At 42.2% G+C, this 15,491-nt stretch carries 11 protein-coding genes and 2 pseudogenes; 10 read left to right on the forward strand and 3 right to left on the reverse strand.

All coding sequences use genetic code 11. The features are described from left to right. Positions 1 to 1,197 precede the first annotated feature (1,197 nt). From NIES592_RS26280 to NIES592_RS13005, 3 genes and pseudogenes are all read left to right on the forward strand, one after another. A pseudogene (locus tag NIES592_RS26280) lies at positions 1,198 to 1,392 on the forward strand (transposase); the annotation flags it as partial. A 112-nt stretch (positions 1,393 to 1,504) separates the two neighbouring features. Further along, positions 1,505 to 1,630, forward strand: coding sequence for a hypothetical protein (locus tag NIES592_RS25900; RefSeq protein ID WP_256678129.1), 126 nt, complete (start codon positions 1,505 to 1,507; stop codon positions 1,628 to 1,630). Positions 1,631 to 1,636: 6 nt separating this feature from the next. After that, a complete protein-coding gene (locus NIES592_RS13005) occupies positions 1,637 to 2,557 on the forward strand; it encodes a glutaminase (RefSeq protein WP_073555958.1) in 921 nt (306 codons plus the stop codon). A 228-nt stretch (positions 2,558 to 2,785) separates the two neighbouring features. Here NIES592_RS13005 and NIES592_RS13010 read toward each other — a convergent pair whose 3' ends face one another. Beyond that, a complete protein-coding gene (locus NIES592_RS13010; protein ID WP_256678130.1) occupies positions 2,786 to 3,886 on the reverse strand; it encodes a hypothetical protein in 1,101 nt (366 codons plus the stop codon). Positions 3,887 to 4,668: 782 nt separating this feature from the next. Here NIES592_RS13010 and psaA point away from each other — a divergent pair. From psaA to NIES592_RS13035, 5 genes and pseudogenes are all read left to right on the forward strand, one after another. Next, a complete protein-coding gene (psaA, locus tag NIES592_RS13015) occupies positions 4,669 to 6,927 on the forward strand; it encodes a photosystem I core protein PsaA (protein ID WP_009454571.1) in 2,259 nt (752 codons plus the stop codon). 168 nt (positions 6,928 to 7,095) lie between these two features. Then, entirely contained in the window at positions 7,096 to 9,321 is a 2,226-nt protein-coding gene (psaB, locus tag NIES592_RS13020) for a photosystem I core protein PsaB (RefSeq protein WP_062247340.1), read from the forward strand. A 151-nt stretch (positions 9,322 to 9,472) separates the two neighbouring features. After that, positions 9,473 to 9,840: pseudogene (gene cynS / locus NIES592_RS13025) on the forward strand (cyanase); the annotation flags it as partial. A gap of 97 nt (positions 9,841 to 9,937) precedes the next feature. After that, positions 9,938 to 10,843: a DNA-methyltransferase gene (locus tag NIES592_RS13030; protein ID WP_073555959.1), complete on the forward strand. Its 906-nt coding sequence runs from the start codon at positions 9,938 to 9,940 to the stop codon at positions 10,841 to 10,843. A 374-nt stretch (positions 10,844 to 11,217) separates the two neighbouring features. Then, positions 11,218 to 12,186, forward strand: coding sequence for an SGNH/GDSL hydrolase family protein (locus NIES592_RS13035; RefSeq protein WP_073555960.1), 969 nt, complete (start codon positions 11,218 to 11,220; stop codon positions 12,184 to 12,186). Between the two features lie 297 nt (positions 12,187 to 12,483). Here the strand turns inward: NIES592_RS13035 and NIES592_RS13040 are convergent, their stop codons facing one another. After that, a complete protein-coding gene (locus NIES592_RS13040; RefSeq protein WP_062250629.1) occupies positions 12,484 to 13,149 on the reverse strand; it encodes a response regulator transcription factor in 666 nt (221 codons plus the stop codon). A 543-nt stretch (positions 13,150 to 13,692) separates the two neighbouring features. Between NIES592_RS13040 and NIES592_RS13045 the strand changes: the two genes are divergently transcribed. Further along, complete coding sequence (locus NIES592_RS13045) at positions 13,693 to 14,409, forward strand: rhomboid family intramembrane serine protease (protein ID WP_062247335.1); 717 nt, start codon at positions 13,693 to 13,695, stop codon at positions 14,407 to 14,409. 47 nt (positions 14,410 to 14,456) lie between these two features. Here NIES592_RS13045 and smpB read toward each other — a convergent pair whose 3' ends face one another. Beyond that, complete coding sequence (smpB, locus tag NIES592_RS13050) at positions 14,457 to 14,924, reverse strand: SsrA-binding protein SmpB (protein WP_009454587.1); 468 nt, start codon at positions 14,922 to 14,924, stop codon at positions 14,457 to 14,459. Positions 14,925 to 15,180: 256 nt separating this feature from the next. Between smpB and NIES592_RS13055 the strand changes: the two genes are divergently transcribed. Continuing rightward, on the forward strand, positions 15,181 to 15,465 hold the full coding sequence (locus NIES592_RS13055) for a WGxxGxxG family protein (RefSeq protein ID WP_062250627.1): 285 nt from the start codon (positions 15,181 to 15,183) through the stop codon (positions 15,463 to 15,465). The last annotated feature ends 26 nt before the right edge of the window (positions 15,466 to 15,491 follow it).

Below are 15,491 nucleotides of genomic sequence, written 5' to 3' on the forward strand. Positions count from 1 at the left end.
TTAGAACTGTTGGGCTGGGTGTTGGCTTTTTTAGTCTCATGCAATGCAATTATAGACACGCTCAAAATAATATTTACAGCTCTTTGCATCTAGATGGAGTACACCCCACCCTAATCCTCCCCACTTGCGGGGAGAGTGCGCGTAGCGCGGGTGAGGTTCTTCTGTACCTCATTCAGATGAAATCTGCTGTATATAAAATATTTAGGGAAATGTAACTGCTATAATAACAATAAAATAACTGCGATAATGCCACACATTAGTAAGGTGGCCAATACGGCTGCTAGTGAAGTCTTGAGATTATATGTAAATAGAGAAATAAATTTTAGGTAGGCAGATTTGCTCAGGATAAGTCTAACTAAAATAAATCGGAGGAATGATGATAACAATCCGTAGCTTAACCTACAAGTGAATTATTTTTTGTACTCGTCAGCATCAAATAACTACATAAACTTAAAGTTGAATTAGTACGTTTATTTCATCCCACTAATTAAGCACCAATATTGGAGAGTAATAATGTCAAAGAAAAAATGGCAATAGAGAAGCCAAAAAAACCAAAAAAGATCCTCAGAAAAAAAAGGAGAAAAAAGACCCAAACAGACATGACACTATAGGTCAATAACTGTTAGATAGCCCTAAATTTTTGGAATGTAAATTCTGCGATCGCATTGACCAAAATACCAAAACTTATATTGAGTTGGTGAGATCGCTAATAAGCGTATCCTGGCATTATTACCCATTATTATATTTCTAGTTCTTCGGGCTAAGTTCGCAAACATGAATGCCAGTTGATCTGTATGGCTTTTTAGCAGCTTAACAATACGGTCTTTGAGACCGTTTCACCAATGATGGTGATTAAAACAGCAGCTTCTAGAAGAGTGCCTGAGTCTGACATGGAGAACTCCAGAGATTAGGGTTTGGCTGAGAAAGCTTAAAGTTTTCGCTGCCCAGTCCAGCTTCTGTATTAAAAAGGCTCAAGCATTTCTGCCTAAGCTGGTACTGAATGCAATTAATGTGCTACATATTGAGTCAGCTTCAAAAGGGCGTTGTTGCGTGAATAGACAAAATGGTAAATTTTACCTATCGTCGATGTTTTCTCACCGCCTAGCCCAGAGATGAAGACGAAAGCCCAGTACAAAGTTAAGAATTGGAACGCCTATGATGCAGCACTAAAGCTTCGAGGCAGTATAACTGTTTTGGGTGAATGAAGAAGTCATCGAGCAGTGGCACAATCAACAGAAAACGGGGAGAAAGGGAGCATCGAATTATTACTCTGATGTGGCAATCGCCACTATGGGAACGATTCAATCAGTGTTTCATTTGCCTGGACGACAAGCAGAGGGATTTTTGGAGTCGTTATTCATGCTCATGGGAATTGAGCTAGCCGTGCCGGATCACTCCACACAGAATAGTTGCAAGAATCGTTGTATAAAGTTATGTAAACCATGTGAATTTTTAACAGAAGTACGAGAAAATACGCAGGTGCATACAAGTCTAACTTACAGCAATGATAAGTCAGTGTTTCCAAACTGCCACACTTGCGACGGCAGTATTAAGACAACAGCCAACAGATGAAACAGCACTTGGCGCGATCGCTTATTCTTTAAGATACATCTTTCATATCAAAGACTAGGCAGCTTTGAGAAAACTAGAAACACTCACTACCAGCGAGTTACTAACTTGGATACAACAAGCCAAAATCCCAGCATCTCAAGGACAAGTTGCTGAACGTATTCCCAGTTTGGCTGTAGCTAATTCCAGTTGGTTTGCTGTGCAAATCTGTTATCCATCAGGAGAAAGTATCGGTGCAGGCGATACGGCTTGTGTTTTTCCCTTCATGAGTGCTATTAAGCCGTTTTCATTGCTGTATCTACTGGAAGATTTGGGAGTAGAAAAGGTTTTTCGCTGGGTTGGGGTTGAACCTTCCCTTGATGCGTTCAATTCTATAGAACAATTAGTGGCTGATGGTGGATATCCTCGTAACCCGATGATCAACAGTGGAGCAATTACCATTGCTGATAAATTACCAGGAAATAACGCTAGCGATCGCACTCAAAAATTCTGTCAATGGCTGAATCAAATCGCAGGTTGTCAACTTAAGTTAGATGAAGTTACCCTCGCTTCGGTACGTTCCGCAGGTTCTGAAACTAACCGAGATATTACCCGTTATTTAGCTGAGGCTGGTTATGTAAATAACTCAGAAATAGCTCTTGACACCTATGAACAAATATGCTGTCTATCTGGGACAGTTACCGACTTAGCCTGTTTGGGAAAAATTCTCGCTTTTGCAAGTGAATTAATTTCATCGAAACATCGTCAGATTGTCAATGCTTTGATGTTAACTTGTGGGCTGTACGAAGCTTCTTTTCAATATGCTGTACAGATTGGTTTGCCGATGAAATCAGGCATTAGTGGTACACTTCTAGCGATAGTGCCAGGTCAAGGTGCGATCGCTTGTTACAGTCCCCCATTAGATCATGTAGGTAATCCTGTGGGTGCGATCGCTTTTGTTGAAGTATTATCCCAGCATTTGCAGTTGAGTATTTTTGCAAATTCATAGACGTGCTTTTATCGAGATTTTGGCTCTAAAACCCCGTCCTAGTAGTCGCCATAGGGCATTGGGAGACTCTAAACGGACGTGGAGAGACTGTAAGACTACCTAGTAGCAAGTTTCTGTGAAGCGTCAAGGAATCCTCGCTCCTTTAGGACAAGGAGGTATGTCAACAGAGGTCATAGATCCCCGACTTTTCAAAAAGTCGGGGATCTGAACAACCACAACCTGTCAAAATCAATCGGGTGGACTGGTAGGTTCGACAGTCGGTGTTGCGGTGGGGATGGGTGTGGGTTCTATTTCAAGAACAGGTGGTTTTTCTTCCTTGGGCTGTATTTCTGGTGTTGGTTCGACAGTCGGTGTTGCGGTGGGGATGGGTGTGGGTTCAACAGTTGGTGGCTTGGTTGTGTAATTAGGATCTACAATTGAGCGAACTTGATCTGCTGATAGTTCTCCTCTAACTATTCTAGAAAGGGTGTCTTTCCCCTTGGGTTCATAGGTTATCAGCCGAACTGTACTGTTAAATTCATTTTTGACGGGACTGCCCTGGTTGTCGAGAAATTCCAGTTTTACCCAGTTTTTACCTGGTTTAAAACCTTTCAGGTAAACTGCTTGCCAGCGGTCAAGCACAAAGCTTTCACCATTAATTGTGCAGCGAATGCGCCAATCTGCAAATGGATTATCAGGATTGTCTTTAGCTAGCAGATGTAACGGCGCATTGGTTAAATAAAAGTCCAGTAAAATCGGTTCTGCCCCATACTTACCATCAGGACGGTTGTAGGTTAACAAGGGCAATACTGGATCAGGCTTATTACTATCGCTCTTAGTGAAAACATGAAATGTTGTTTGGGCGTAAGCACCTTCATTCTTATAGCTTTCGTGCCAAGGACGAGAAGCAAAAACACGGAGAGTATGAGTACCTGGAGGTAAGTTAGATAAAACTAAGGGTTGATTTAGGTCATAAACTTCTATATCTGGTTGATTGTCCAGAATTACCTGGAGATGGGGGCCTAAGTTTAATTTCGAGTCTTTGTAAATAGGAAGATCCTTGACCTGAAAACGGACTGTGACTGTGTTATCTTGAAGAATTTCCTCGGACTTGGGGGAAAGTATTGATACTTGTGGTCTGTATAAGTCAGTAGTTTGCCGTAGTTCTTGGACGGTAATTGGTGGGGCAACTTCTGAGAATTGCTTTGTAGAAATTTCAGGGTTTTGCTGGAAGCTAGCAGATGGTTCTTGACTAACAGCTTTTTCACCACAACTCGTCAGACTTAATATCAGTACTAAAGCGATTAGCAACTTTAGGAGAGTTACAGCTGTCGTCCGTCGCGAGTTCATGTTTTTGACTTAACTCATTAACAACTGAAAGATTATTTTGGCTCAAAGTACCCACTCAAAAACATAACCAAAAGGTGAAATTCCTCGCCCACAAGGGGACGAGGAATTTGGTAATTGGTAATTGGTAATTGGTAATTGGTTTTCCCATTACCCTTCGGGTTCGCTACTTTGCCATCTAGGCATAAGCCAAGACGGCAAGTAGTCTCACCGATTAGCCATTAACCATTACCACGACGGGGCGACTTTTCTCTACACCTACGAGGCGTATCGCATCCCCGTCGCTTTGGTGAAATCTCCCTTACCTCTAGCAGAAAATCTGAATTTTAATTTACTGATGACAGCATAAATTAATCTTATGTAATAAAATAACTATTTTTCTTAATAGTAATTTAACCATATTTTAGTAGCCCATGTAACAGAAATACCTCGATCTGGCAATAAGGTTGTAACTAAAAGATAGAGTAGGTTACTTGAAATTGAACTATAAACTTTGCGAATTGTTTACCTTTGTAAAATATATGGAGAAACTATTGACTTTTTGACAAGTGCTTTGCACTCAAAAAGCAGATTATGCAGTTACTCCAAGGATTTTGAATTATTGTTAAAATGTCTCCAACAATGTGCGAGAGAAGACTTTATAATTCAACAGAAACCACTCTCCACACAAGGTCTTCATCGCAGCTCCAAAAATTAATGGAGAAAGCGACTAAGCTTTACCAAAGCCAGAGAAGACGTCCTGTGGTATCCATAATTCCTCAGTCCTTTTTAAGAGAGGAGGTCGAATGACAATAAGTCCTCCGGAGCGAGAGGAAAAAAAGGCAAGAGTGATAGTCGATAACGACCCGGTTCCTACTTCATTTGAGCGGTGGGCTAAGCCAGGACACTTCGACAGAACTCTAGCCAAAGGGCCCAAAACCACTACGTGGATTTGGAACCTGCACGCACTCGCCCACGATTTTGATACACATACAAGCGATTTAGAAGACATTTCCCGCAAGATATTTGCAGCACACTTCGGTCACTTAGCCGTAGTGACTCTGTGGCTGAGCGGGATGATTTTCCACGGCGCTCGTTTTTCCAATTACGAAGCTTGGTTAAGCGACCCTCTCAACGTTAGACCTAGTGCTCAAGTCGTTTGGCCAATCGTTGGTCAAGATATTTTGAATGGGGATGTCGGTGGCGGCTTCCACGGTATTCAGATTACTTCTGGCTTGTTCCAAGTTTGGCGTGGTTGGGGAATCACCAACTCGTTCCAACTGTACTGCACTGCGATCGGTGGTCTAGTACTAGCAGGCTTACTCTTGTTTGCTGGTTGGTTCCACTACCACAAGCGTGCTCCCAAGTTGGAATGGTTCCAGAATGTTGAGTCCATGCTGAATCACCACTTGCAAGTACTGCTAGGTTGTGGTTCTTTGGGCTGGGCTGGTCACATCATCCACGTATCCGCGCCAACAAACAAGCTGTTAGATGCAGGAGTCGCTGTCAAAGATATCCCCTTGCCGCACGAGTTCATCTTGAACTCAGCGAATTTGATCAACCTTTATCCCAGCTTTGCCAAGGGTCTTGCACCATTTTTCACCCTGAACTGGGGTGTATATTCAGACTTCCTCACCTTCAAGGGAGGTCTTAACCCAGTTACAGGCGGGTTGTGGATGACAGACATTGCTCATCACCATTTGGCGATCGCGGTATTGTTCATCATTGCTGGTCACCAATACCGTACCAACTGGGGTATCGGTCACAGCATTAAAGAGATCCTCGAAAACCACAAAGGTCCCTTCACTGGTGATGGTCACAAGGGTCTCTATGAAAATATGACCACATCCTGGCACGCGCAGTTAGGCACTAACCTTGCCATGCTGGGTTCATTGACCATTATCGTGGCACACCACATGTACGCGATGCCTCCGTATCCGTACTTGGCAACAGACTATGCCACCCAACTGTGTATTTTCACTCATCACATGTGGATTGGCGGCTTCTTAATTGTTGGTGGTGCAGCCCACGCTGCCATCTTTATGGTGCGCGATTACGACCCAGTAGTGAACCAAAACAACGTTTTGGATCGCGTCATTCGCCACCGAGATGCAATCATCTCTCACCTGAACTGGGTATGTATCTTCCTCGGCTTCCATAGCTTTGGACTATACGTTCACAACGACACAATGCGTGCCTTGGGCCGTCCCCAAGACATGTTCTCTGACACAGCAATTCAGTTGCAGCCGGTGTTTGCTCAGTGGGTACAAAACCTACACACCCTAGCTCCTGGTGCAACCGCACCTAATGCACTTGAACCTGTCAGCTATGCCTTCGGCGGTGGTATCCTCGCTGTAGGTGGCAAAGTGGCAATGATGCCGATCGCGTTGGGTACGGCGGACTTCATGATCCACCATATTCACGCATTCCAAATTCATGTCACCACCCTAATTCTTCTAAAAGGATTCCTGTTTGCTCGTAGTTCTCGTCTAATTCCAGACAAAGCAAACCTGGGCTTCCGCTTCCCCTGTGATGGTCCTGGTCGTGGCGGTACCTGCCAAGTATCTGGTTGGGATCACGTATTCCTGGGACTGTTCTGGATGTACAACACCATCTCGATCGCTATTTTCCACTTCAGCTGGAAGATGCAATCTGACGTCTGGGGAACAGTAGACGCAGCTGGTAACGTGTCTCATGTCACTGGTGGTAACTTTGCCCAGAGTGCCATCACCATTAATGGCTGGTTGCGTGATTTCTTATGGGCACAAGCTACACAAGTCATTAATTCCTATGGCAGCGCACTGTCAGCTTATGGATTAATGTTCTTGGGCGCACACTTCATTTGGGCATTCAGCCTAATGTTCCTGTTCAGTGGTCGTGGCTATTGGCAAGAACTGATTGAGTCCATTGTTTGGGCACATAATAAATTGAAGGTAGCACCTGCAATACAGCCCCGTGCTCTGAGTATTATTCAAGGTCGGGCTGTAGGTGTAGCTCACTACCTCTTAGGAGGAATTGCCACAACCTGGGCATTCTTCCACGCACACATCCTTTCAATAGGCTAGTAATCAGCCTGAAGAGTTAGTAGTTAGTAGTTGGTGGTTAGTAGGATTTTGTTGGTGGTTGTATCGTTAAACAACTAACAACAAGCAACTAACAACAAGCAACTAACAACTAACTACTAACCAACGCTGATACGTGATGGCTAAAAGTCAGAGGACTTATCGAAACCTATGGCAACAAAATTTCCAAAATTTAGCCAGGATCTCGCACAAGACCCGACTACACGTCGGATCTGGTATGCGATGGCTATGGGAAATGATTTTGAAAGCCATGATGGCATGACTGAAGAAAATCTTTACCAAAAGATTTTCGCTACTCACTTCGGTCACCTGGCAATCATTTTCCTGTGGGCTTCCAGCCTTCTCTTCCATGTAGCCTGGCAAGGTAACTTTGAACAGTGGATTAAAGATCCCCTTCATATCCGTCCTATTGCTCACGCGATTTGGGACCCTCACTTTGGTAAACCCGCAATAGAAGCTTTTACTCAAGGTGGTGCTAGCAACCCAGTAAATATTGCCTACTCTGGTGTTTACCACTGGTGGTACACCATCGGTATGCGGACAAATGGTGACCTTTACATGGGTTCTATTTTCCTCCTGGTGTTGGCATCCTTGTTCCTGTTTGCAGGTTGGCTGCACTTACAACCCAAATTCCGCCCAAGCCTGGCTTGGTTCAAGATGGCTGAGTCTCGTCTTAACCACCACTTGGCAGGTCTGTTTGGTGTAAGTTCACTGGCTTGGACTGGTCACTTAGTCCACGTTGCGATCCCTGAATCTCGCGGACAGCATGTAGGCTGGGATAACTTCCTCAGCACCTTACCTCACCCAGCTGGCTTACAGCCCTTCTTTACTGGTAACTGGGGTGTTTACGCAGAAAACCCAGACACTGCTAGCCACGTATTCGGTACTTCCCAAGGTGCTGGTACTGCGATTCTCACATTCTTGGGTGGTTTCCATCCCCAGACTGAATCACTGTGGTTGACTGATATGGCTCACCACCACCTAGCGATCGCAGTTCTGTTCATCGTTGCTGGTCACATGTACCGCACTAACTTTGGCATCGGTCACAGCATCAAAGAAATGATGGATGCCAAAACCTTCTTCGGTAAGCCCGTTGAAGGCCCCTTTAACATGCCTCACCAAGGCATTTATGAAACCTATAACAACTCTTTGCACTTCCAGTTGGGTTGGCACCTAGCTTGCTTGGGTGTTATCACCTCCCTGGTAGCGCAGCACATGTATTCCCTGCCTCCTTACGCATTTATTGCTAAGGACTACACAACTCAGGCAGCGTTGTACACTCACCACCAGTACATTGCTATATTCTTGATGCTCGGTGCTTTCGCTCACGGTGCCATCTTCTGGGTACGTGACTACGACCCCGAACAAAACAAGGGCAACGTACTTGAGCGCGTGCTGAAGCACAAAGAAGCGATCATCTCTCACCTAAGCTGGGTATCCCTATTCTTGGGCTTCCACACCTTGGGTCTGTATGTTCACAACGACGTAGTAGTTGCTTTTGGCACACCTGAAAAGCAAATTTTGATTGAGCCAGTGTTTGCTCAGTTCATCCAAGCTTCTCACGGTAAAGTGCTGTACGGACTCAACGTTCTGTTGTCCAACCCAGATAGCGTTGCTTACACAGCTTATCCCAACTACGGCAACGTTTGGTTGTCTGGTTGGCTGGATGCAATCAACTCTGGCACTAACTCCCTCTTCTTAACTATTGGCCCTGGTGACTTTTTAGTACACCATGCCTTCGCCCTAGCTATCCACACCACCACCTTGGTATTAGTTAAAGGTGCTTTGGATGCTCGTGGTTCTAAGCTGATGCCCGATAAAAAGGACTTCGGCTACGCCTTCCCTTGCGACGGTCCTGGTCGTGGCGGTACTTGCGACATCTCTGCTTGGGACGCCTTTTACCTCGCTACCTTCTGGGCATTAAACACAGTAGGTTGGGTAACTTTCTACTGGCACTGGAAGCATCTAGGTATTTGGCAAGGTAACGTTGCTCAGTTCAACGAATCTTCTACATACCTCATGGGCTGGTTCCGTGATTATCTGTGGGCTAACTCCGCTCAGCTGATCAACGGTTACAACCCCTACGGCATGAACAACCTGTCTGTTTGGGCTTGGATGTTCCTCTTCGGACACCTAGTTTGGGCAACCGGTTTCATGTTCCTCATCTCTTGGAGAGGTTACTGGCAAGAGTTGATCGAAACTCTTGTTTGGGCCCACGAACGGACTCCAATTGCGAACCTGGTTCGCTGGAAAGACAAGCCCGTTGCTCTGTCTATTGTTCAAGCTCGTTTGGTTGGTTTAGTTCACTTCTCTGTGGGCTACGTCCTAACCTACGCAGCATTCCTCATTGCCTCGACGGCTGGTAAATTCGGCTAACCCGGCTGCTAGTTTTGTTACCTAAGTAATAAAAATCCCCTGCCGATAGGTGGGGGATTTTTTATGGGATGTATTAAGTGTAAGGTGTGAAGGCAAGATGATTCTGACACCATCTGAGAAAAATGAAATTATTTCATTGGATTAAAATTAAGAAAAGATTTTGGGACGTGATGAAGTCTGGATTGCGGCTGTAATCTATCGTCAAGCTAGTGCTTCCGAGGAAGAGGCAAAGTTACTAGTTGAAGCATTAGGGCTTGATGAAAGTGATATGGAAGAATTAACAGAATATCCTGTCAAAGGATTAGGCCCTGTTGTACCAACAGATCCTCTGATTTACCGTTTTTACGAAATTATGCAGGTGTATGGAATGCCAATAAAAGCGGTGATTCACGAAAAGTTTGGTGATGGGATTATGAGCGCAATTGATTTTACTTTGGATATAGAAAAAAAGAAGACCCCAAAGGCGATCACGTCAAAGTGATTATGTCTGGTAAATTTCTTCCCTATAAAAAATGGTAGGTTTGATTTCTGCTGGATTTTCCTGTCCAGTACCCCTCTTTGCAAACAAGAGGGGAATTAAATAATAATTAATAACAACTTATAAATGTAAATCCTCTTGACACAAGAACACATAACACCACAAATAACAATAAGTTTAACCCCTTATTATACTCAAAAATACGGTTCAGCATATTTAGGTGATAGCCAGGAACTAATTAAATCTATCAAAGATAACAGCATAAATTTAATCCTGACTTCACCGCCATTTGCACTTACACGTCAAAAAGAATACGGTAATCAAAACGCTGAAAAATATATTGAATGGTTTTTACCTTTCGCCTACGAATTTAAACGGGTACTTGTAGATGATGGCTCATTTGTACTGGATTTAGGCGGTACTTACCTGCCTGGAAATCCAGTACGCAGTATCTACCAATATGAATTATTAATCAGGCTGTGCAAAGAAGTCGGCTTTTTCCTTGCCCAAGAATTTTATCACTATAATCCAGCACGACTGCCTACTCCTGCTGAATGGGTGACAATTAGGCGCATTCGCGTTAAAGATTCAGTAAATGTAGTTTGGTGGTTATCGAAAACACCTCACCCGAAAGCTGATAACAGAAAAGTTTTAAAGCCATATAGCCAGAGTATGAAGCAGTTACTTAAAAATGGCTATAAAGCTAAAATGCGTCCCAGTGGACATGATATTTCTGATCGTTTCCAAAAAGATAATCAAGGTGCAATACCACCTAACTTGCTAGAAATTGCCAATACCGAATCCAACAGTGGATACCTGCGTCGCTGTAAAGCAGCGGGAATACAACCCCATCCTGCACGTTTTCCCCAGGGTTTCGCGGAGTTTTTTATCAAATTTTTAACTGATGAAGGCGATTTAGTTTTAGATCCATTTGCAGGTTCCAATACAACAGGTTTCGTTGCTGAGACTTTGCAAAGGCGGTGGATTTCGTTTGAAATGAGTGAAGATTATATTATCGGCAGTCGTTATCGGTTTGAGGTGTAGGGAGCGTTAGGAAATTAGCATTTAAACACCTATCTTGACATTAAACCGAAAATTTTTTCTACAGATGCTGAAACCGTACAGTGGTTAGTAATTGATTGCAGAAAACAATTCAGCACTCAAAACATATTGTGATGATAATTGCCAATATAGTAAAAACCCTACTATTTTTGTAAGAATAGTAATTAATTAGACATGAACGACAATAGCTAAATACGTTAAAGATATTGTAAAACTAATCTCACAAGCTAGCTAATTACACTCATTCAGTGTAAATACTGTAAAAGGTGATAATTTAGCTAATGAAGAATTTTCCTGATACCAGCCAAAAAACGCTGCTTTTGGGAAAAAGAGCAACTATTGGGAGAAATTAGGATATGAGGGATGTTTATCTGTTGGCAGCAGGCTTGTTAACAGGATTAGTTTTACCAGCATCGACTTTACCACAACAACCTATTTTTCATACTGATGATCATCAAGTACATGGAAAGAACAAAGAAAACTTACAACCAGTAGTAACAGAAACATTAGTCCCCACGTTGGAAACTTCTTCACCAGAATTTAGCGAACAAAGTTTGCCTGTAGCAACAGAATCATTTTTAACACCAAGCTATAAACCAATTTGGAAGCCTACGTCTGGAAATGAACTTTATTATCATAGGTTAGCTGCTCTCAAAGCTGGTCAAATTTATACACGTATAGCCGATGAGGAATTAAAGACATTGTGGGATAGCAATAACCATCAATTAACTTATGAAGATTGGAAAAGTTTGTTGGCTATGGAAGCCAAAGCAATGGCTAAAGGTCAAGGTAAAAATCGTTTGAGCATCCTAGTTGGCGATTCTTTGAGTATGTGGTTTCCGAAAGAAATGCTCAAGCGTGAACAATTATGGTTGAATCAGGGAATTTCTGGAGATACTTCTAGTGGGGTTTTAAAAAGATTATCGGCTTTTGCCAAAACGAAACCAAGTGTTATTTATGTCATGGTTGGGATTAACGACTTACGTAAAGGTAGAAGTGATGAAGTGATTTTAAGCAATCATCGCTTGATTATCCGACGCTTACGACAAAATCATCCAGAGAGTATGATTATTGTTCAATCTATCTTGCCCAGCCGCTTGTCTAATATTTCTAATAACCGCATTCGTACTCTCAATCATCAACTTGCTTTACTTGCCCAAAAAGAAGGGGTAAATTATCTTAATCTCTACAATTGGTTTGCAGACTTTGAAGGAAACTTGCGAGAAGATTTAACTACAGATGGTTTACATCTCAGCGAATATGGATATGAAGTTTGGCGAGCAGCGATTGACCGAATAGAGTCTCAACTAGCTTTTGGTTCTTAGAGCGATCGCAACAATCGCAACAAAAATAATAACTTTGATAATGATAATTGTTGACTAACTTGTATAAAATTCACAAGCTATAAATCTTTTGTTTCGCATGGTCATTAGTTGTTAGTCAATTGACAATTGACAATTGACAATTGTCAATTGTCAATTATTAGTGGTTAGTTATTGGTTGTTTACTCCACCCTTATGGGAAGCCGCTGTTGCGTCTACACACTCCTCATACTGCCAGACACTTCAAACAGCGCGTCTCTACATTACTCCCCATCTCCCTACCTCCTCAACCTTTACTAATCATTCCACTAGACCATGTTTCATTGCAAAGCGCACTAATTCAGCTCTGTTGCTAGCGCCTGTTTTTCTCAATAAACTGCTGACGTACTTTTCCACTGTCCGAGGACTTAGGTGCAACTTTTGACCCATGTCAGCATTAGAAAGTCCATGAGTCAAAAGTTCCAGAACTTCTCGTTCTCTGGGAGTCAGCTCTAAGAACCATTGAGATTTTTGAATCTCATTTAACTGTGAGCCGTTACCATCCAAAGTGTTGGTATTTTCTAGATGAGAAAGACGGTATGCAGATTGAATAATTTGCGATCGCGCCAACAAATTACGAATAGCTGCTCCTAACTCTTCTAATTCAAAAGGCTTGGGTAAATACAAATCACACCCAGATTGATAACCAAGAATTCTTTCTTGCGTTTTTGTTCGTGCTGTCAACAAAATTACTGGCAGCAAACGAAATTCAGATTTTTGGCGGACTTGGCGTACCAGTTCATAACCATTCATTCGTGGCATGACAATATCAGTAACCATCAAATCAGGATGATACTCTTGTACCTTTGCTAAAGCCTCTTGACCGTCATCAGCAACAATTACCGAGTAGCCAGACAGTTCAAGATAATCGCTGATAGACAGACGAGTGCCCGGATCGTCATCCACTACAAGGATCGTCAAGGGCATGGACTGTACACCCCTAGCATTTTTTACTAATAAATTTGCTTTTATGATCACTATCGCTGAATACAAATAATAATAGTACTCTTATGTTTCATACTATGACAGGAGTAATAACTAATCACTCCCCAAAATGTTGAATTACAAAGTTTATCTACCCTCAGTGAGAGCTATTGTTTAAATAAAGTAACTCTAGAAAAATCAGACACTTCATAATATATGTCATTAGATGTAATTTTGTTTACAAATTTTCACAAAATATTTATTATGGAAGTAAGACATCAAGTATTTTTTAGAGGTGTACCTACATAAAATATATTTCAAATCAAAAAATTGAATAAAAAACAATAGGTAAATTAAGACAAATAAACATACTTGTAAATCTGAATGTAGCACACAAGTATCTGTTGTTTATAAGACATTGATGACATTTACCTGTTTTCCAAAAATCTTCGGATCAACTTGCTAAATCTATCCAGAGGAAAGAAGAAAATACTAAACAAATTATGTATTGTGTAGTTTAGTTTTGAAAAATCAAGAAAAAAGCCTGTGGTTCCAATTAGAGATAATAATCCAACAAAAATCACGCCTTATGTGACTTATGGGCTGATTGCCGTTAACGTTCTAGCATTTCTTTATGAATCTAGTCTCCCTCCCCAATATTTAAATGGGTTCTTTCACTTATTTGCAGTAGTCCCGCGAGAACTCACAGCTAGTTTTGCAGGTATTTCTGTAAATCAGCCAGTGCCAGAGTGGGTAACTTTATTTACTGCTCAATTTTTGCATGGCGGTTTGCTACACCTTGGTGGCAACATGCTATTTTTGTGGATTTTTGGTAACAATGTCGAAGACAAATTAGGCCATGTTAAGTATTTATTTTTCTATTTAGCTAGTGGTGTTCTCGCAACATTAGCTCAGTGGTACTTTTCACAAAATTCTGCTATTCCCTCATTAGGAGCAAGTGGTGCGATCGCTGGTGTGTTGGGAGCATACATCATCCGTTTTCCCCAAGCTGAAGTTATTGGTGTTGTCCCCTTGGGATTTTTCTTCCCTACCTTCCGTGTACCAGCATACTTTTTTCTAGGATTCTGGTTTCTGGAACAAGCTTTCTACGGTCTTGCTAGTCTGGAAGCTCCAACAAACATTGGCATGGAAAATGGAGGTATTGCTTACTGGGCCCATGCTGGTGGTTTTGTGGTTGGAGCGATTCTTGGCCCGATACTGGGATTATTTCAAGATTCAGAGCAAGAAAAATATAATTGGTAGTCATTGGTCAATGGTCAATTGACACTTGACCCTTGACCCTTGACTTTTTAATAATTTTTCATTGCCCGTTGCATCTCGCGCTGGTCTTGACGTTTTTTAATATCCTCTCGTTTGTCATGCAGCTTTTTACCTTTGACAAGGGCTATACTAACTTTTACCCAACCGCGTTTGAGATACATCTTTAAAGGAACCAAAGTCAATCCCTGCTGCTCCACCTTACCAACTAGCTTGCGAATTTCTTGGCGATGCAGCAGTAATTTGCGTGTACGACGTGGTTCATGATTAAAATACTGTCCACTGGCAGTATAGGGGGAAATATGCACGTTTATCAGCCATGCTTCTCCATTGCGGATCAAAGCATAGCCATCTTGGAGATTTACCCTACCTGCACGAATCGATTTTACCTCAGTCCCCGTCAGCTGAATACCAGCTTCGTAGGTTTCAAGAATTTCGTACAAATATCGGGCTTGCCGATTGTCACAAATAACCTTATAACCGTCGCTCTTATCGCTCATTGAAAATTTTACTTGCGTCTAAATAATAACTAAAAAATCCTTGAAGTTGCCTAGTTATTTATAAAAGGCCATTAAACCAATATAATATGCCCAACTGGATGTTAGTCCTATCCTAGCTTTTCTGAGAAGCCTGGGTTTTATATATCTTAAGCAAGAGTATATAAAGTTTTTAGTTTACAGCTGTGGATTGATTTTGTTGCGATCGCAAGTCGGTAGAGTGGTGAATAAATTTGCAACAGATCAGCAAAGCATCATTATGAAAAATAACCTTACCAAAATGGTTGGCGCTAGTGTCCTTACTTTGGGCATGACAATTCTCCCCTTGACCATACCCGCACAAGCACAAACCACGACAGACCCCACAAATAATAATCCGAATGCACCAACTACCGGAGTTTATGAAGACAGAGGTTTTGATTGGGGATGGTTAGGATTACTCGGTTTATTAGGTTTAGCAGGTCTAGCTGGTAGGAAGCGTAACGACGAACCAACTCGTTATCGCGATCCAAACGCTGTTGGTAGTAGCACCTATAGAGAATAATTCTACATCCACCATCCAATTACACC

This window comes from Fischerella major NIES-592 (assembly GCF_001904645.1).
GTDB lineage: Bacteria > Cyanobacteriota > Cyanobacteriia > Cyanobacteriales > Nostocaceae > Fischerella > Fischerella thermalis.